The organism is Pseudomonas sp. PS02302, assembly GCF_029959585.1.
Lineage (GTDB): Bacteria > Pseudomonadota > Gammaproteobacteria > Pseudomonadales > Pseudomonadaceae > Chryseomonas > Chryseomonas aestiva.
Genome location: NZ_JASCON010000016.1, coordinates 31,080 through 47,814, shown reverse-complemented (window position 1 = coordinate 47,814; position 16,735 = coordinate 31,080). Strand labels below are relative to the sequence as shown.

At 63.7% G+C, this 16,735-nt stretch carries 19 protein-coding genes; 11 read left to right on the top strand and 8 right to left on the bottom strand.

What is annotated here, in order from left to right; all coding sequences use genetic code 11:
• Positions 1-2 precede the first annotated feature (2 nt).
• Positions 3-392, bottom strand: coding sequence for a hypothetical protein (locus QMX82_RS07940; RefSeq protein WP_064306917.1), 390 nt, complete (start codon positions 390-392; stop codon positions 3-5).
• A gap of 2 nt (positions 393-394) precedes the next feature.
• Between QMX82_RS07940 and QMX82_RS07935 the strand changes: the two genes are divergently transcribed.
• Positions 395-544 (top strand): hypothetical protein, encoded by a 150-nt coding sequence (locus QMX82_RS07935; RefSeq protein ID WP_156522262.1) that lies wholly within the window; start codon positions 395-397, stop codon positions 542-544.
• Positions 545-992: 448 nt separating this feature from the next.
• Here QMX82_RS07935 and QMX82_RS07930 read toward each other — a convergent pair whose 3' ends face one another.
• The 3 genes from QMX82_RS07930 to QMX82_RS07920 are packed head-to-tail and all read right to left on the bottom strand — an operon-like array spanning position 993 to position 3,076.
• Positions 993-1,184: a hypothetical protein gene (locus tag QMX82_RS07930; RefSeq protein WP_064306916.1), complete on the bottom strand. Its 192-nt coding sequence runs from the start codon at positions 1,182-1,184 to the stop codon at positions 993-995.
• Positions 1,178-1,567, bottom strand: a complete 390-nt coding sequence (locus tag QMX82_RS07925) for a hypothetical protein (protein WP_064306915.1) — start codon at positions 1,565-1,567, stop codon at positions 1,178-1,180. Before QMX82_RS07925 ends, QMX82_RS07930 begins: the two co-directional genes overlap by 7 nt.
• 15 nt (positions 1,568-1,582) lie before the next feature.
• Entirely contained in the window at positions 1,583-3,076 is a 1,494-nt protein-coding gene (locus tag QMX82_RS07920; RefSeq protein ID WP_064306914.1) for an ATP-binding protein, read from the bottom strand.
• An 866-nt stretch (positions 3,077-3,942) separates the two neighbouring features.
• Between QMX82_RS07920 and QMX82_RS07915 the strand changes: the two genes are divergently transcribed.
• A complete protein-coding gene (locus QMX82_RS07915; RefSeq protein ID WP_064306913.1) occupies positions 3,943-4,155 on the top strand; it encodes a DUF3892 domain-containing protein in 213 nt (70 codons plus the stop codon).
• Positions 4,156-4,247: 92 nt separating this feature from the next.
• On the opposite strand, the gene QMX82_RS07910 is transcribed toward QMX82_RS07915, so the two are convergent.
• On the bottom strand, positions 4,248-4,901 hold the full coding sequence (locus tag QMX82_RS07910) for a hypothetical protein (RefSeq protein WP_064306912.1): 654 nt from the start codon (positions 4,899-4,901) through the stop codon (positions 4,248-4,250).
• Positions 4,902-5,065: 164 nt separating this feature from the next.
• Between QMX82_RS07910 and QMX82_RS07905 the strand changes: the two genes are divergently transcribed.
• The 8 genes from QMX82_RS07905 to QMX82_RS07870 all read left to right on the top strand — a co-directional run bounded on the left by QMX82_RS07905 (position 5,066) and on the right by QMX82_RS07870 (position 13,379).
• Positions 5,066-6,499, top strand: a complete 1,434-nt coding sequence (locus tag QMX82_RS07905) for an Ig-like domain-containing protein (RefSeq protein WP_064306911.1) — start codon at positions 5,066-5,068, stop codon at positions 6,497-6,499.
• 22 nt (positions 6,500-6,521) lie between these two features.
• Entirely contained in the window at positions 6,522-7,991 is a 1,470-nt protein-coding gene (locus QMX82_RS07900) for an Ig-like domain-containing protein (protein ID WP_082900351.1), read from the top strand.
• A gap of 68 nt (positions 7,992-8,059) precedes the next feature.
• A complete protein-coding gene (locus QMX82_RS07895) occupies positions 8,060-8,371 on the top strand; it encodes a hypothetical protein (RefSeq protein ID WP_156522261.1) in 312 nt (103 codons plus the stop codon).
• Positions 8,372-8,412: 41 nt separating this feature from the next.
• The gene (locus tag QMX82_RS07890; protein ID WP_156522260.1) at positions 8,413-9,588 is read left to right on the top strand and encodes a tandem-95 repeat protein; all 1,176 of its coding nucleotides are present in this window, start codon (positions 8,413-8,415) and stop codon (positions 9,586-9,588) included.
• A gap of 180 nt (positions 9,589-9,768) precedes the next feature.
• Positions 9,769-11,979, top strand: coding sequence for a DNA cytosine methyltransferase (locus QMX82_RS07885; RefSeq protein ID WP_064306907.1), 2,211 nt, complete (start codon positions 9,769-9,771; stop codon positions 11,977-11,979).
• A 173-nt stretch (positions 11,980-12,152) separates the two neighbouring features.
• Entirely contained in the window at positions 12,153-12,407 is a 255-nt protein-coding gene (locus QMX82_RS07880; protein ID WP_064306906.1) for a hypothetical protein, read from the top strand.
• Positions 12,397-12,654 (top strand): hypothetical protein, encoded by a 258-nt coding sequence (locus QMX82_RS07875; RefSeq protein ID WP_178121682.1) that lies wholly within the window; start codon positions 12,397-12,399, stop codon positions 12,652-12,654. Before QMX82_RS07880 ends, QMX82_RS07875 begins: the two co-directional genes overlap by 11 nt.
• A gap of 161 nt (positions 12,655-12,815) precedes the next feature.
• Positions 12,816-13,379 (top strand): hypothetical protein, encoded by a 564-nt coding sequence (locus tag QMX82_RS07870; protein WP_064306904.1) that lies wholly within the window; start codon positions 12,816-12,818, stop codon positions 13,377-13,379.
• Positions 13,380-13,508: 129 nt separating this feature from the next.
• Here the strand turns inward: QMX82_RS07870 and QMX82_RS07865 are convergent, their stop codons facing one another.
• From QMX82_RS07865 to QMX82_RS07855, 3 genes are all read right to left on the bottom strand, one after another.
• Entirely contained in the window at positions 13,509-14,150 is a 642-nt protein-coding gene (locus tag QMX82_RS07865; RefSeq protein ID WP_064306903.1) for a DUF6012 family protein, read from the bottom strand.
• Positions 14,151-14,176: 26 nt separating this feature from the next.
• Positions 14,177-14,494, bottom strand: coding sequence for a hypothetical protein (locus QMX82_RS07860; RefSeq protein ID WP_064306902.1), 318 nt, complete (start codon positions 14,492-14,494; stop codon positions 14,177-14,179).
• 435 nt (positions 14,495-14,929) lie between these two features.
• The gene (locus QMX82_RS07855; protein WP_064306901.1) at positions 14,930-15,523 is read right to left on the bottom strand and encodes a hypothetical protein; all 594 of its coding nucleotides are present in this window, start codon (positions 15,521-15,523) and stop codon (positions 14,930-14,932) included.
• 181 nt (positions 15,524-15,704) lie between these two features.
• On the opposite strand from QMX82_RS07855, the gene sppA reads away from it, so the two are divergent.
• Positions 15,705-16,649, top strand: coding sequence for a signal peptide peptidase SppA (gene sppA / locus QMX82_RS07850; RefSeq protein WP_064306900.1), 945 nt, complete (start codon positions 15,705-15,707; stop codon positions 16,647-16,649).
• The last annotated feature ends 86 nt before the right edge of the window (positions 16,650-16,735 follow it).

Genomic DNA, 16,735 nt, shown 5'->3' with positions numbered 1-16,735 from the left:
CACTATGCTCCAGCCCCGTGATCAATTTGGGGCAGGTGCTTGCCCTGGGCCCAGATCAGATGCTTCTCGAAGGCGATCGCCTCGTGCCGCTCAATGAATGGGCCGTACCGCTTCTCGTCGACCAGAACGAGCCAGGCGCACCGCCAGGTCCTGGTCCAGGCGGCAAGCTTCGTCGACTCTCCTGCGACGCTGCGAATGGCGCCGAAGAACAGCCGTTTCAGGGCGCCGGCCGGTACCACGTGAGAAACCCGCTTGCGCTCAAATGACTCGAGCTGCAGGCCAGCAAAGCTCACTTCGTCCTGGAAGCCGGTCACCGTCCCTGCGGAAATCACGATGCGGCTGGGCGCTGCGGCCCGGCCGCCGGCAGATTGCCGATGCACGGAGCTGGTCATGCTTGCGGTCCTTCGTCGAGGAACAGGCGGCGCCCTGCGTGGCCGGTATCCATACCTATCCCTGCGGCCGCGCGCTGTTCGCTACCGACGCGCTGATTCTCCGGCACGACAGTAGGCTGGCGGAGGAGCAGTGGCGCAACTGGCTGAGGTGAGGCCGGCACAGCAGTAACAGGCTGGGGTTCTTCTGCGATAGGCGTTGCGGCCCCACCAGGCCCAGGTGTCCACCAGTGATCAACAAGCGACAAGAATAGGGATCCGAGCATCACCACTACGGCGACTACCTCGAAGAACACCATCAGCGCTGGAGAGAGATCGGTTGCTAAGGCCAGTCCGACGGCGAAACAAGCACCGGTCACTGGAACATATATCCATCCAGAGTCGTAGTAGTGTTCGAGGCACCACACCCAGGCTGACATGCAGAAGATGCCGAACGATCCGAAGACCCACGGTCGTACATGCTGATCGATGACCGATGCAGATGGCCAGCCAAGCCAGTAGAGCGCGAGACATGCTGCAACCGGCGGCAGGGTAGCGATCCCAATGAGGGTGCAGTGGTGTCTTTTCTTCATGAGTAGACCATGCGGTAGGTAGTCGGCGAGGTCAGTAGATGACCTTCTGGGTAATTACGGCCTGCAGCTCGAATGCATGCTCCGGCTTCAGCTCGACTTCGGTGACTTCAGTCCCTTCCAGCCGCAGCCGATGCTCTAGGTCCTCGCACGTCTTGCCCTCGAAGCCCTGGAGGTCGGCGGTCACCTTTGCCGCTTTGATCGTCACCATTACGCGCTTCACCATACTGCCTCCTCAGCAATCACTTCCAAATGGCCGTTCTCCCGCCGGATCTCCACCTGGTAATTCTCGGCACGCAGGGCCGCGGCGTAGTGCTGCGCAAGGTACATATCGGCCAGCTCTGCGCTAACCCGGCGCGTCCACTCTCCCACGTCACCGTAGTGCTCCTGGTAGGGCATGTAGCGGCCGTCCTCGAGGTTGAAGCCCAGACGGAACTGAGGCCTTTCCGGGTGTTGAAGCACCAGGTCGTAACGCTCCGTGGTGTAGCCGACCATGACCCGGTACAGCCTTTCGTTGGTCAGCACGATGCCCAGCTCAGCCAGAGCTGTTTTGAAGACCACCGCGTCGCTGTAGGCGACCGTAACCTGCCCTTTCACGATATGGCTCATGTCTGATAAATCCTCTTAACCCAGTTCCAGTGCCCGTCCGCCGTACGGCTCGACGATCGGGTCGAGCGTGTTGGCGCGGGTGAATCCGTCCTCGCCCAGGCGGCGAATGGCATCGATGTCGGCCTTGCGGGTCTCGCTCGAAGGGCTGATGTCCTCCAACGCCTGCAGCAGCAGGGTCTGGCCTACCGGAGCGTCGTGCTCGGCCGCCAGATAACGCGCATCGGTAACGGCTTGCTCGATCTCGGCGCCGGTGTACCCGTCGCTCGTACGCACCAGCACGGCAAGATCAAGATCCTCCGCCTCGCACTGGGCGATCCGTAGATGGATGTTCAGGATGGCCTCACGCTCATCCGCGCTCGGCAGGTCGATGAAAAAGCAGCGATCCCATCGGCCGGCACGCATCAGTTCCGGCGGCAACGCCGCGACCCGGTTAGCCGAAGCTACGATGAAGACCTGCTCACGGCGCTCCTGCAGCCAGTACAGGAAGCTGCCAAGCAGCCGGCGCGAGATCTCGTTATCGGCCTCGCCACTGGCGAAGGCCTTGTCGATCTCGTCGATCAGCACGGTGACGGGCGCAATCTGCTCGATCGTCTGCAGGGCCTGACGGAACCGCTGCTCGGTCTCACCCTGGTACTTGGAGTAGAAGCGATTCATGTCGAGGCGCACGAGCGTGGTACCAAAGACGCCGGCGGCGGCCTTGGCCATGAGGGTCTTGCCACCGCCCGGCACGCCGGCCAGCAGCACGCCTTTGAGCGGTAGGTTCTTCTCCCAGCCCACCTTGCGGCCGCGCAGGAAGCGCTTGAGCGGCTCCAGGCCGCCGACGGTATCGATCTCTACCGGCTCCAGCACATCCAGGCCAACCTCGCGCAGGATGTGGTGCTTCTCACGGCGGATCTCCGACAGGTACTCCTTCCCGTTGCGGCGGCTGTTGGCTGCCAGGATGAAGACGTTGCGCATCTGGGTGTGGCTCAGCCCCATCGCGTGGTTCGCGACCACGCCGCGTTCCTCTTCCGTGAAGATCGACGCTTCCGCACCGCTCCCCGTGGCGCGGCCACCATTGAGCGACCGCTGCACGTCTTGCTCCGCGGTCTCGATAACGGCGATGACTTCGGACCTTGTCATGGGCGGCAGGTCGATGTGGTAGACGAACTCCTCCGATAGCCCTTCTCGCCCGGCGATGACGTAGCTGACGCCGTATTTCTCGAGGGCACCGAGGCTACCCTTTAGGGCAGGCAGATTTTCGCTGGAGCTGCGCTGCCGGTCCTGAAAATACGGATCGAAGATCACCACGCCCCGCTTGGCATCCGGTCCTTCCGCGATCTGCTTGATCTGGCCTGGATCGGGTACCAGCTTGAACGGCATCTCGTGGTAATGCCGGCCCAGGTCGGCGGCGACTCTCTTGACCGCGGCGCGCGCGCGGGCGACTTCGAATGTCTTGAGGGCCACGACTGGGAAGGCGCAGCGGAAAGCCGCGGTAATGCGTTCGAGGACTTCGTTCTCTTGAGACACGGCCCAAGCTCCTATGCACAGTGGCGATGGAGTTAGGTTGTCATTACGGCGTAGAGAATAAGGCGCAGTTTGCGCCCTCAGCGGGGGTGAACCGGCAGGATCTGGCTCGATGCGGCCAGAGCAGATCCGGCCCTTACCAGGCCGCGGGAGCAGTAATCGTCGAACCAGCCCCCCTAATCAATCACCTATCCACAGGCGGGCAAGTAGGCGGCAAAATCAACATCTGGTGACCTTATCCCCAAAGGCCACCATATATTGTGTCTGTTCGGTTGCTGAGGGGCGGTGACGCCTACCTCTGTCAAGACTGTCTTGCCTAACGAGGAGGGCTTATCCTGTCGCCCGAATTATTGGGATAGAGCAGATCCACGACCTGGATCAAAATCCCCACTTATTGTGGTGTAGCTACCAAAAAACACTAAATGTAGTATCTGGAGACAATGGCCAGCTCATAAGAGGTGGCTTGGCAAGGATGCCGGAGATGAGGGTGACCTAGGTCATCCTGGAGAGAAGATACGGGTGGACTGCGACTAGCTTCCTAGGGCGCACCGCAGCCACCCGTGGCTCCGAAACGACACCGGTGAGCAGCATTTCGGAAGGCCGTATTTAACGCCCGACGTGATTCACACGTCAAAGGGTTTTGATGACGGTCGAGGCGCCGCTCACCCTCAAACTTGCTCTATTTGAGGGTCCATCTTCATGACCAACGTACCACTCCGCCGCTGTCGTATTCGGCGCATTCCTCGCGTCAAAACCGTGTTCGTTCACCGCTATCGGCGCTTCCGCTTCGGGCGCTGGGAGGACGTCTGCCAGCACTACCGCTGTCTGCCGCAACCACAGCTTGTCTTCGACTTCGGGGAGGACTGAGCATGGCCAAGCACATTCGCGGCAACGGTGACGGCAAGAACCGCGAGAACCAGTCCTACACCATCCCAGGCCGGGGCACTGTCCCGCGGCCTCAGCTGGTGCGGGAAGTCGAAGCGGGCAAGCACCCGCATTTCGGGATCGTGACCCGCAACGGAACGCCTTATGTCCGGGCGAACCCGGACGGGCGGAAAGGCAACAACGTCGACCAGGACTAGGTTCACCCAGGCCACGGATGGCCTACCACCTCCTCCGCGCAGGAGCACCTGGCGTGCGCATGATCGCTGCAAGCCAAGCTAAAGCTCACTATTCACACTGGCGCGGCCTGGGCGCTTTCAGGCACGCCACCCAACGCGGTCTGCATGAGCGCAGGTGCTACCTCCGACGCTTCGCCTGCGAGCCGCGGCTTGATCCGATCGGTGACGTCACGCGCTAGCGTGCTGATGACCGACCAATCGACCTGCAGCCAGTATCCGACGACGGAGCCGGTCATCGTGCGATCCAGCGGCGAAAGCCTGCCTTTCAACAGCAGCTCCATGTCGACCTTGAGCGCGTCAACGTGGAAGCCGGCCTTCTCCGACGTGATCCAGAAGCCTGGATCCTGAATGCGGAACATCAGGTCGAGGGTGAGGCGCGCCAGCTCGAGCAGAGGCTCTTGCGTGGCAGCAGCGTGGCTGCGGAAGCCCGCAATCTGAAGCTGCCGTGAGCGCCGAATGCGGTCCGCCCACGCCTGCTGCTTGGCAGAGCCACCCCATAGGTCAGGAAGTCCCGATTCGGCGACAGCCTGCGCCGCAGGCGCACACGCCCAGGCCGATCGCAGTTGCTTGGAGCAGTCGCTGCACAGCGAATAGCGCGCGTAGCGCTCTTCATCCTGGCGCGCCTTGCTGGATTGGTAGTGGAAGGATGCGTTGTCGGTGTGGCCGCACACGCGGCGCGTGGCAGCAGAGAAGTGGGTGGTGGTCATGGCTTGCTCCTTAAGAAAGCTCAAGCATCCCCTCACTTCTGAAAACGCAAGCGCTGCGCCGGCGGTCCCCTCTATCCACGCCCTGCACTGGCTCGAATCGACCCCAAAGTAGGCTTTTGACGGCACCACAATGGGCTATCGGCAATGCCTATCGAGCCATCAGTATGTCCCGCCTGCAGAAAGCTCTATCCGCCAATCAAAAAGTCTTGCTCGCACTTTTGCTGAGCGCGCTTGCCTGGACGAGCACAGCGCAAGCCGAGACATGCAAGCTCGATGGCGCAACCTACTTCTGGCTATACGCAAGCGGAGATACCAACGACACGCTCTATCGCTACCTCTACATCGAGGGGCAAGAGCTCTACAGCGTCGACAATATCGAGATTGAGCGGGGGGGCTACTTCACCGCCTCCAACGGCAAACGCTACCGCATTGGGGGAATGACCGACCGAAACTCCGACCATCAAGAGGTCTGCGGGGATTTCGGACCGACCTATCAAAGCACGCAGTCAGAAACACAACAGGCGAACTGCCCAGCGACTCATCCTAGCGGTTCCATCACTCAGCAGCGCACATTCGAAGTTTGGTCCGATGGCAGTCGGCGCAACTATTCCGGCTGGAACGAGACCGGCCGTAATTGCCAGGCGGTCTATAACTCGACGCAAACGGAGTCCCGCAATCAGGACTGCCCGGCGACTCATCCCCAGGGCACCATTACGCAGCAGCAGACCTATGAGGTCTGGTCGGACGGCAGCCGGCGCAATGATTCCGGCTGGAGGACGACCGGCAACACCTGCACCGCGATCTACTCGTCCAAGGGATCGGAGAGCCGTCAGCTGAGCTGCCCGGCCGCGACGCCGAGCGGCACCTGGACCCAGAGCCGCAGCTATGACCTCTACACCGACGGCAGCCATCGTAACGAGTCGGCCTGGGGCGACACCTCCACCTGCTACAACCGGACGCCAATTGCCGGCAACCTGGCGATCGCCAGCGACGAGGACACGCCGGCCAGCGGCACCCTGCCGGTGACCGACGACCACTCGACCTTCACCTACCAGATCGTCAGCGCGGCGCCTGCAGCCGCGGGTACCGCTCGCTTCGCCGGTAACACCGTCGTAATCACACCTACGGCCGATTGGAATGGCGCGACGTCGATGACCTACCGCGCCCAGGACCCCAGCGGCGCCTGGTCGAACGTGGCCACCGTGTCGATCACCATCCGGCCGGTGAATGATGCCCCTATCGCCGAGGCCAAGAGCCTGATCCTTGATGAGGACACCCAAGCCAGCGTGCTGCTGTCCGCAACGGACATCGACTCCCCTGCCCCTACTGCCTTCCAGCTCGTCGCCATGCCGCCGGCCGCGGTTGGCCAGGTCACCCTCGCCGGAGCCACCGCCACCTTCAAGCCGGCCAAGGACTGGAACGGCGCCACCCAGTTCACCTACCGCGCCCAGGATACCGCCGGCGCCTGGTCGGCGCCGGCGGCGGTCGCCGTCACCGTGCGGCCGGTAAACGACGAGCCCGTGCTGACTGATGTTTCGCTCGAGATAAGGACGAAGGAGTCCCTGCCGGTGACCACGCGGGCAGTAATCATCCGCTGACCGCTCCATAGGGGGAGTAACCATGATCCGTCGTTTGTTGATCGCACTGTCTGCTGGCGGCGCACTCATGTCGCCCAACTACGGCATGGCATACCCCAACCCGCCGACGCAGGGCTATCACCCGGAGCTGATGTCAGGAGCTGATTGCTCCTATGGCTACTTCACGACCCGCTCCGCGGCGAACGGATACACCGCGGTGCTTGGTCCGCCGGACGCATCGTGGATGGTCTGGGATGACTGGCCAGGATCGAAGTGGGGTGGCGATGGATCCGCGATCGTAGAGCGAGAGGGTAGGCGCTACTTCGTCGGACCATACTCTTCATCGCAACCGGACAGCGGAGGCACCGCGTACACCTGGTCGATCTGCCAGGCCGCAAACGTGTACTACGTTCGGACAGAATCCGAGAGCCAGCAGGCTAACTGTCCCGTCAATCAACCCGCAGGGTCGGTGACCCAAAGCAGAACGTATCAGCTGTGGTCCGACGGCAGCCGCCGCAATTATTCCGGCTGGAGCGAGACGAGCCGCACCTGCCAGGCCGTCTACAACTCGACCCAGACCGAGTACAGAAACCAGAGCTGCCCCGCTACGCAGCCCCAGGGCACTATCAACCAGCGGCGGACCTACGAGGTGTGGTCCGACGGCAGCCAGCGCAATGACTCCGGCTGGACCACCACCAGCAACACCTGCACCGCGGTCTATGCCTCGAGCGCATCGGAAACGCGCCAGCTCGCTTGCCCGGCAGCGACGCCGACGGGACCCTGGACCCAACGCCGCACCTATGACGTCTACAGCGACGGCAGCCGGTGCAATGAGTCCGCCTGGATCGATACCGCCACCTGCTACAACCGGACGCCGGTCGCCGGCAACCTGGCGATCACTAGCGACGAGGACACGCCGGCCAGCGGCGCCCTGCCGGTTACCGACGACCACTCCACCTTCACCTACCAGATCGTCAGCGCGGCGCCTGCAGCCGCGGGCACCGCGCGCTTCGCCGGGAACACCGTTGTCTTCACGCCAGCGACTGACTGGAATGGCGCTACGTCGATGACCTATCGCGCCCAGGACCCCAGCGGCGCCTGGTCGAACGCGGCCACCGTGTCGATCACCATCCGGCCGGTGAACGATGCCCCCGTCGCCGAGGCCAAGACTCTGAGCCTCGATGAGGACACCCAGGCCAGCGTGCTGCTGTCCGCAACGGACATCGACTCCCCTGCCCCCACTGCCTTCCAGCTCGTCGCCATGCCGCCGGCCGCGGTTGGCCAGGTCACCCTCGCCGGAGCCACCGCCACCTTCAAGCCGGCCAAGGACTGGAACGGCGCCACCCAGTTCACCTACCGCGCCCAGGATACCGCCGGCGCCTGGTCGGCGCCGGCGGCGGTCGCCGTCACCGTGCGGCCGGTAAACGACACACCTGCGCTGACCGATGTTTCGCTCGAGATTAGGACGAAGGAATCGGTGCCGGTCACCACGCGTGCCCGGGTCAGCCAGTGACAGCTCGCCAGCCTTGCATTCTGGAGATAGGCAATAGCCTCGACTGACCCAGTCACATGAGGCGCCCCATGGAAGTACTACGCAGCTCTTTCACTGCCGGCGGCGAGCGGGTCTACCTGCTCTTCCAGCCAACCATCAGGCGATTTCGCCTGGCCACACGTTGGTGCTACGTCGCGAGCTTTCTGCAGCTGCAGGACGCGACGGATGCCTTCGAGGCCTTGGAGCTTTCGGATCGGCCGGCGGCTCAGCTTGGACGGCTATTGGTCCGAGCGGTGCGAAAAACACCTCGATCGATACCGGGCTCCCGCCGTCATGCGATGTGGAGGATCAACCGCATCCTCGACTTCATCGACGCCCGCGCGTCTGGAACGGCCAGTTGAATCCCCTTCCACGGCGTGAACTCACGCCCCAGGGCTATCCCATGTCCCGTTTACTTGTCCCACTCCCCTATGCCGAGGTGGCTATGCCTTCGCGCCCAACCGCACCTGCACCGATCACGATCGTCGCTGCGGCCCTACTCCTCCTGCTCAGCCTCTTCAGCGCGCTGTCCCGTGCGGACGAGGTCGGCACGACCTTCAGCCAGAACTCCTTCATCTGCGACTCGAACTCACCCGGGTATTGGAACGGTGGACTGGACAGTGGCTGGAAAAACCACATCATTTCAGTCTATCGGCAATACCCCACCAACTTAGGTCGGTGCCCCGATCAAGGCGGCTGGACCTATTGGCAAGGTGACATTCCAAAGTACAACGATACTTATGAAAGCTTTCGCAAACGCTGGAACGAAGCGGCGGATGCCGATGTTAGGGACAAAGGCGGCCCGGCTGGCTACCAAGCAAAGTTCGATGCGGAGTGCCTCGACTCTGCCCGGCAGATTTACGGAAACTATGTCATTACCGCACGGTATGTTCACTACACCGGCAACGGGTGCGAAATCACCCGAGTCATTCCCAATACGCCACCAACGGCCCTGAATTCGACGGCCACGGTCAACGAAGACGCCATAGGCCGGTTCAACCTGCAGGCGTACGATTCAGACGGGAACATCGTCACCTATTCCGTCATTCAACCACCAAGCGTTGGTACCATTTCGCAGAGCACCTCGACTATCACGTACTGGCCGCCAGCGGACTGGTCTGGTACTACCTCAATGACCTTCCAGGTCACCGACAACCGCCGCGCTACCTCAAATATCGCCACCGTCACCATCGTCGTCATGCCGGTGAATGATCCGCCCGTCGTCCAGCCGGTTTCCCTGACCACGGACGAGGACACGCCGGTTGAGACGACGCTGTCAGGTACCGATATCGACTCGGCGCCGCCCTCCTACTTCGAGCTGGTCTCTCCGCCACTCAAGACCGTGGGCGTTGCAACCATTCAGGGCGCCAACCTGCGTTTCGAGCCGGCCAAGGACTGGAATGGCACAGCCAGCTTCACCTACCGGGCACGCGACCCCGAGGGCGCCTATTCGGCTGCTGCAAGGGTGACGGTGCTGGTGCGGCCGATCAACGATGCCCCGACCGCAACGACACCGCTGCAGATCAAAACGGTGGAGTCCAGGCCTGCGACGGTCCGCGCCCGGGTCACGACGCCTTGATGATGGGGAGCGAAAGATTCTTTCCCTACCCCGCATCTTCTGAGGACCTACCTGCCTGAGGCAGCCAGTGGCTACGTCGCCGGCCCGCTAGTGCAGGCTCACGAGCTTGCGTTTTCAGAGACGCCTGGAGGATGGGCTCAGTGAGGCGGCTGGCGCCTCGACGCACTGAGGCCCCTCCCCATGACCGCATTTCCCCGCAAGCAAGCTCCTGTCGACTTCAAGACTCAGTACAGCCTGAGCTTCACCGCCCAGGAAGATGAGATCGTTGTCGACTTCTTCTGCGGCGGCGGCGGCGCCGGGACCGGGCTCGAGATGGGCCTGGGGCGCCCAGTTGCGGTGGCCAAGAACCACTCTGCAAAAGCCATCAGCATGCACACCGCTAACCACCCGGCGGCGCGGCATTTCACCACCGATGTCTTCGAGGGCGACCCCGACACCGAGTGCGGCGGCCGCCGGGTGGGATGGTTTCACATGTCGCCCGACTGCACCCACCACAGCCAGGCGGCCGGCGGACAGCCGCGGCAGCACGAGATCCGCAACCTCTCTTGGATTGGGCTGAAATGGGCGGGCAAGAAGCGTCCACGGGTTATCAGCCTCGAGAACGTGAAGCAGATCCTGCAGTGGGGCCCGCTGATCGCCAAGCGCGACCCTGCCACCGGCCGGGTCGTGACCTTGGATCGTATCCCTCACCCGACGAAGCCCAAGAAGTTCGTGAATCGGGTAGCCGAGGTCGGTGAGCAGGTGCCGGTCCGCAACCAGTTCCTCGTGCCTGACCCCAAGCGCAAGGGGCAAAGCTGGCGCCGGTTCGTGCAGCTGCTGCAGGGCATGGGTTACGAAGTCGAATGGGAGGTCGGCCGGGCCTCCAGCTATGGTGCGCCGACTAGCCGCGAGCGCTTGTTTATGATCGCTCGCTGCGACGGTCAGCCGATCGTCTGGCCAGCACAGACCCACGCCAAGAAGCCGGCCAAGGGACAGAAGCCGCTGCGCGTCGCCGCTGAGTGCATCGACTGGTCGGTCCCGTGCCCGTCGATCTTCAAGCGCAAAAAGCCGTTGGCTGCGGCCACGCTTCGCCGCGTCGCCAAGGGCCTGCGCAAATTCGTCCTGGAGTCGGCTGATCCCTTCATCGTGCCGATCGCCAACTGGTCCCGAGAGGCGGCCGTCTCGGTGGGTGAGCCGCTGCACACCATCACGGCTTGGCCTCGAGGCGGATCCTTCGCGGTGGCAAGCCCGATCATCGTGCCGGCTACCCACCAGGGCGCTGATCGGGTGCACGACCCGCGTGAGCCACTGCCGACCGTGACGTGCGCCAACCGCGGCGAGCAGATGCTGGTCAGCCCCACGCTGATCGGCCTGGGAGGCCCGGCCTATGCAGGGAAGCCTGCCGACGCCGGCGCCCCGCTGGGGAGCATCCTGACCGAGAACCACCGCGCGGTGGTGGCGCCCACGCTCGTATCGGTGGGCTACGGCGAGCGCCAGGGGCAAGAACCGCGCGTACCGGGCCTGGACAAGCCGCTGGGCACGGTGATGGCCGGTGGGATCAAGCACGCGGTCGCGGCTGCGCACCTGGTGAAATTCCGCTTCGACTCCGCCGGCGCCGCGGCCGATGAGCCGATGCCCACCATCACCAGTGGCGGTGAATGTCAGCGCCCCGCCGGCGCGGCGCATGCGATGGGGGTCTGCACGGCGTTCCTGGAACAGGCGAACGGCGGTTTCAACACCACGCCTGCACACAGCGTCGAACAGCCGATGACCACTATTACCAACACGGGCAGCCAACAGCGCCTGGCGGTGGCCACCCTCGCTCATCTGCGCGGCAATTGCGATGCCCGCTCACTCGAGGAGCCGCTCCACACCATCAGTGCCTCGGGCCAGCACCACGGTGCGATCACCGCCTTTCTGTCCCGGCAGTTCGGCGGCTCCGTCGGCCAACGCGTCGACAAACCGGCGCCGACCATCACCGCCGGCGGCGGCGGCAAGACCTCGGTAGTCGAGCTGCAGCTCTCGCCGGAAGTCGAAGCCGGTGCCCTGCGCGTCGCCGCCTTCCTGATGAGCTATTACGGTGCGGATAACACGAGCCGGCCGGACGAGCCCTCCCCCACCATCACCACAAAGGACCGGCTGGCGCTCGTCACCGTCACGATCGGAGGTACCCCTTACGTCGTGGTCGACATCGGCCTGCGCATGCTGCAGCCGCGCGAGTTGTACCGCGCCCAGGGCTTCCCGGACTCCTACCAGATCGAGTTTGGCCATGACGGCAAGCCGTTCACCAAATCCGAGCAGGTCCACATGTGCGGCATCAGCGTCTCCCCGCCGCACATGGCGGCGATTGCCCGGGCCAACGACCCCTGGCGCGCCGCAGTGGCCACTCCGCAGCGAACAGCTGCGGCATAGCGTCAAGTCACCGATTCGGCCGGTGGCGGCGACGCCTGGCCGATCGAAGCAACACCCATTACTCAGGAGAAGAACGACGTGAACGACTCATATCAAGGCGCGATGGTGGAGGCGGCGCAGCGCCGTCGTCGCTTAGTGATGAACGCAGCCCAGAGCACCCGAGCGGAACAGCCGTGAGCGGAGCAACGATCTACGTGTCGGCCGAGGACCTGGATGCCTTGCAGGAAGCCGACGGTATTTTGTACGCGCTTTTTGAAGCCACGGACGGAGAGGCGACCAGCTTGAATCTTGCGCGCGATGGCCTCCGCCGTGTGATCGAAAAGACGCAGAAGGCCACGCGTGCCGCCGGCGGACGTCGTCTGGTACGGACCGCATTACGCTACGCGGAAACCTTTGAAGGAGAGGATCGTGCCCCAGATGGACTATGAACCGTATGCAGGAATCATCCAGCGGGCGCTACAAGCTCGCGGTACCACGGAGGGTGATCTCGCCCGCGATCCGAGATATCTCGCGCCCGGCTATGTCGTCCGAATGTGCGCAGCGCTGGCCAGGGCCGCTGCTGAGCGCAGCGGGCGCGACGTGGCGCTCGACGAAGTCATCCGCCTGGAGCGTACCTGCACCGGTGCCGACTACCACCACAAGCTGGCACTGCGCTGCGCCCAGCTCGCCGGTTGAGCGTCGGCTGCGGTCCACGATCCGCCAGCGTGGAGAACCGCGCGGGCAGAGGAGCGCCCTCGCTATTGAGGCCCCGCCACAGGCGGTTATTGGCACTAGCGCGTCGACGGAGATGGGTTACGTTGGCCACCACCTGGTCTTTCGCCTCACGGGAGTAGCGAATGAGCTCAAGCTGGATCCTCACCCAGTCTGGCAAGCAGTTTGACCTGCTGGCCCCTGAAGCCGGCATGGTGGTGATGGATGACATTGCCCATGCACTGGCGAACATCTGCCGATTCGCGGGTTATACCCAGACCCACTACAGCGTTGGCCAACACAGCGTATTGGCTAGCCACCTGGTGCCGCCGGCGGACGCGCTTCACGCGCTGCTGCATGATGCCGCCGAGGCCTATGTCGGCGACATGGTGAGTCCCCTCAAGAACCTGCTGCCAGGCTTCAAGGCGATCGAGGCGCGAATCTGGATGGCCATCGCAGCGCGCTTCGAGATCGCTGAGCAGATGCCGGCGAGCATCAAGGAGGCAGACCTGGTGCTGATGGCAACCGAGCGACGCAATCTGCTCCCGCCGGGTCCGCCTTGGCCGTCGCTCGAGGGGATCCAGCCGCTTCCCAACCAGATAGTGCCCTGGGCGCCGGCCTTCACGCGCCTGGCATTCAAAAGACGCTTCAGACAGCTGGTGCGGCTCAGTGGCAATTTTGCTCGGTTGCGCCAGGCGGCCGAGGCCTAGGCCACCTATGCACGGTGGCACGCTATCAGGCGGTTTCACCGTGTAAGAATCTTACAAAGGCGTAGCGGCAGCAGAGATCCGGCCAGGCGGTATCCAGAGAGCGAAAGAATCTTTCGCTGGCACTCCGGCCTAGTCCTCACCGCCAGCAAAGGGATAGGGATCGCCCCCCTGGCTTGCGGTACCGAGCGGACAGGTCACGACGTCCGCGAGGCGCGGCGCCCGATGACACAGGGAATCGTACAGCCGCTTGAACCAATCGCCCCGTTCCAGCAGCGGGACCTGGAACGACTCCTCGCGCTCGAGCAGCAGCCCGTTGCTTCCTACTCGCTGGTTGACGACCTTGTCGTGGGGCACCAGGCACGTCGCTTCCAGCCGCGGCTGGACGAAGGTCGGGATCGAGTGTTGATGCTCTGTCGGCCGCTGTGGCCAAGTCGCCATCTTGTCTGAGACGACCTTGTAGGCGCCTGGCTCGCCCAGCAGCTCATAGTGCACGCGATGGACGATCACCTGCTCTGCCGCGACCGCCCACCGATACACCACGGTGAACGGCTTGGCCGGCTGGAGCGTATCGATCAGCAAACCTACCCGCGCCATCCGGCCGCGCTTACTGCAGCCAATCGCCATGCGCTTGTTCGGCATCGGCCGGCGTGTGGCCAGGTCCACCCGATCACGCAGGAGCAGGCCCACCGAGTCGATCCGCAGGTTGATCAGCTGGACGTGCGGACCGGAGGCTGGACAGGTCAGGAACCGTGGTACCAAGTGGATGAGCATGAGCGGCTGCCTAGCGCGTCGGGGTGCTAGCCAGCCGAAACCTGCGAAGGAGATCGCTTGAACAGCGGATCGGCGCCCTCGAAGACGTTATCCGGCGCTTCCGGCCACTCACGGCGGATGGCATCGAAGTCGCCTTCGTTCCAGCAGCGCAGAAAGGTCATGCCTTCGTCGGTTTCCAGCGCGAAGGCGATCGCGGCCGTGGATGCGTCAGGTGCCTGGTCGACTTTCTTCAACGCGTCGTCAATCGCGGCAGCGTAGCCTTCACGGTAAGCGTCATCTGGATGGGCCTTGGTGGGGCCAGCCGTGGGGATCAGTGCACCGATCATGTTGTACAGGTCGAGCATGGGGCCGTCCTCGATAGAAGTGGTCCGTCCCAGATCAACGCGCTTTCCCACTTGGCAGCAAAGGCGTCGACCCGGGCGGTCGGCCTAGTGTGCAGCTGCCGCCCTCAGCGCAAGCGGCGATTCACGCCCTTCTTGGTAGGGGATTCGGGGGTTGCCCGAGATGCTGCATCGAGCTCGGCTTGGAGCTCACCAGGCGTGCCGGTGATCTCTGCCAGGAGCTGCCGGGCCAACGCGTGCGCATCGTGATCCGCCGCTGGCGCCGACCGAGCGCGCGCTGGCCCATCGATTGTCGGGCCCGGCGCCCTGGCACGAGGTTGAGTCATATTCACCCTCCGAAACGTGGGACGCTGACTGTCATTCCGGTAGCACGCGGCGTCAAGAGGACATCTAGCCAGCCGCCAGCACCGGGCGCCATCGACAGGCGCCGGTGGCGTATCAGGCCGGCGGGGTGTGCCGGCGCGAACGTTCCGCAGCCAAGAAGCCCTTCACCAGAACCGAGCCCCAGGTGTAGAGGGTCTGTCCAAACACCCCGTAGTAGAAGGTGAGTAGCCAGGGGCCGGGTGTAGGCGCGTCGAGCATACGTGCCAATCCGAAGGGGGCGCCGGCCAGGGATGCAATCAGCGCGAGGAAAAGGAGGTAGTCGCCCATCTGGCTGCCATGGCTCACCGGCGGCGCCACTGGCTCCGGGGTTTTGAAGGGAGTGGTGTCCCAGGTCTCGACCAGGCCCAGCGCGCTGCGGACGGCCGCCGGCGCCAGGGACACTTTCGGATCGACATCCAACCGCAGCACCTGGATGCCGCGCATCTCGTCCCAACTCAATCCGTAGCCTTCTGCAGCGAGCTGCTCCAGAGCGCTGATCAGCGCGGTATGGGTCGCCTTGCCATGCCACAGCCCATCGCGGTGATCGATCCAGATGCTTCTGGCACCTTGCGCCTGGGCGCATGCCAAACGGGCCTTGATGGCCTTGAGGTAAATGGCCGGATCGACTGGCAGGGTGCGACCGCCCCTGTGCTCGAGCGCGTATTTCATGGCTGGAATCCCGACTGGAAGAAGGGATCAGTATCAGCGCGCCACCTCGCCCTAGGCTGGCGATTCAAGCTTTTCCAGGGCGAGAACCGGGCCGGTACACACCCATTCAAGGGGCGAACTCGTGACTTTTTCGGCGCGGGTCTCGCGACACTGGCGGTCTGATACCCGCCACGAGGTTCCAATGTCCGAACACGACAACACGCTACTTCCCGAACTCATCCGCGACCTCATCAAAGAGCGGCGCGCTTCTCGCCGGCTGAAGCTGCTCAAGTACTCCTTCTGGGGTACCGGCCTGCTGCTGGTTGCAGGTGCGGTACTGGTCGAGCACCTGCAACTCGACGAGGCGGATGAAGCCAAGCAGATCACGGCCGTCATCCAGGTGCGGGGCGAGATCGCCGACGGCGCCGAGGCCAACGCCGCCGCGCTGAAGAAGGCCATCGGGCGCGCGTTCGATGACGAGCGCGCCAAAGCCGTGGTTCTCAAGATCAACTCGCCCGGCGGCAGCCCGGTACAGGCCGGCCAGGTGTTCGACGAGATCAAGCGCCAGCGCGGCCTGCATCCGAAGGTGCCGGTCTACGCCGTCATCGAGGACCTGGGCGCCTCAGGTGCCTACTACATCGCCGCGGCCGCCGACGAGATCGTGGCCGATAAAGCCTCGCTGGTCGGCTCCATCGGCGTGACGGCGGCCTCGTTCGGCTTCGTCGACCTGATGAACCGCGTCGGGGTGGAGCGCCGGGCCTACACCTCCGGCGCGCACAAGGCGTTCCTGGATCCGTTCCAGCCGAAGAACCCTGAAGAGACCGTCTTCTGGAACGAAGTGCTCAAGCAGACACACCAGCAGTTCATCCAGTCGGTAAAGACCGGCCGAGGCGATCGCCTAAAGGATGCCGATCATCCGGAGCTCTTCTCCGGCCTGATCTGGACCGGCGAGCAGGCCAAGCAGCTGGGGCTAATCGATAAGCTGGGGGATGTCGACTATGTCGCCCGGGACCTGGTGGGCGCCACCAGCCAGGTCGACTTCACCGTCAAGGACAATGCCTTTGATCGGTTCGCGAAGCGCCTGGGCGCCTCTGCTGCGCAGCAGCTGTCGATCGCGCTCGGCTTCAGTGGTGTGTCGCTGCGATGAGGAGTAGGGACGGCCGCCGGCCTCCCCAATAGCGATAGCCGCGCCTTACGATGCCTCAGGCGCGGTCACTATCTGTACCTGTCCGA

Coding starts and splice junctions, on each gene's coding strand:
- QMX82_RS07940 (WP_064306917.1), bottom strand. CDS start 392: ATGACCAGCTCCGTGCATCGGCAATCTGCCGGCGGCCGGGCCGCAGCG.
- QMX82_RS07930 (WP_064306916.1), bottom strand. CDS start 1,184: ATGGTGAAGCGCGTAATGGTGACGATCAAAGCGGCAAAGGTGACCGCC.
- QMX82_RS07925 (WP_064306915.1), bottom strand. CDS start 1,567: ATGAGCCATATCGTGAAAGGGCAGGTTACGGTCGCCTACAGCGACGCG.
- QMX82_RS07915 (WP_064306913.1), top strand. CDS start 3,943: ATGGCCAAGCACATTCGCGGCAACGGTGACGGCAAGAACCGCGAGAAC.
- QMX82_RS07910 (WP_064306912.1), bottom strand. CDS start 4,901: ATGACCACCACCCACTTCTCTGCTGCCACGCGCCGCGTGTGCGGCCAC.
- QMX82_RS07905 (WP_064306911.1), top strand. CDS start 5,066: ATGTCCCGCCTGCAGAAAGCTCTATCCGCCAATCAAAAAGTCTTGCTC.
- QMX82_RS07900 (WP_082900351.1), top strand. CDS start 6,522: ATGATCCGTCGTTTGTTGATCGCACTGTCTGCTGGCGGCGCACTCATG.
- QMX82_RS07895 (WP_156522261.1), top strand. CDS start 8,060: ATGGAAGTACTACGCAGCTCTTTCACTGCCGGCGGCGAGCGGGTCTAC.
- QMX82_RS07890 (WP_156522260.1), top strand. CDS start 8,413: ATGTCCCGTTTACTTGTCCCACTCCCCTATGCCGAGGTGGCTATGCCT.
- QMX82_RS07885 (WP_064306907.1), top strand. CDS start 9,769: ATGACCGCATTTCCCCGCAAGCAAGCTCCTGTCGACTTCAAGACTCAG.
- QMX82_RS07875 (WP_178121682.1), top strand. CDS start 12,397: ATGGACTATGAACCGTATGCAGGAATCATCCAGCGGGCGCTACAAGCT.
- QMX82_RS07870 (WP_064306904.1), top strand. CDS start 12,816: ATGAGCTCAAGCTGGATCCTCACCCAGTCTGGCAAGCAGTTTGACCTG.
- QMX82_RS07865 (WP_064306903.1), bottom strand. CDS start 14,150: ATGCTCATCCACTTGGTACCACGGTTCCTGACCTGTCCAGCCTCCGGT.
- QMX82_RS07860 (WP_064306902.1), bottom strand. CDS start 14,494: ATGCTCGACCTGTACAACATGATCGGTGCACTGATCCCCACGGCTGGC.
- QMX82_RS07855 (WP_064306901.1), bottom strand. CDS start 15,523: ATGAAATACGCGCTCGAGCACAGGGGCGGTCGCACCCTGCCAGTCGAT.
- sppA (WP_064306900.1), top strand. CDS start 15,705: ATGTCCGAACACGACAACACGCTACTTCCCGAACTCATCCGCGACCTC.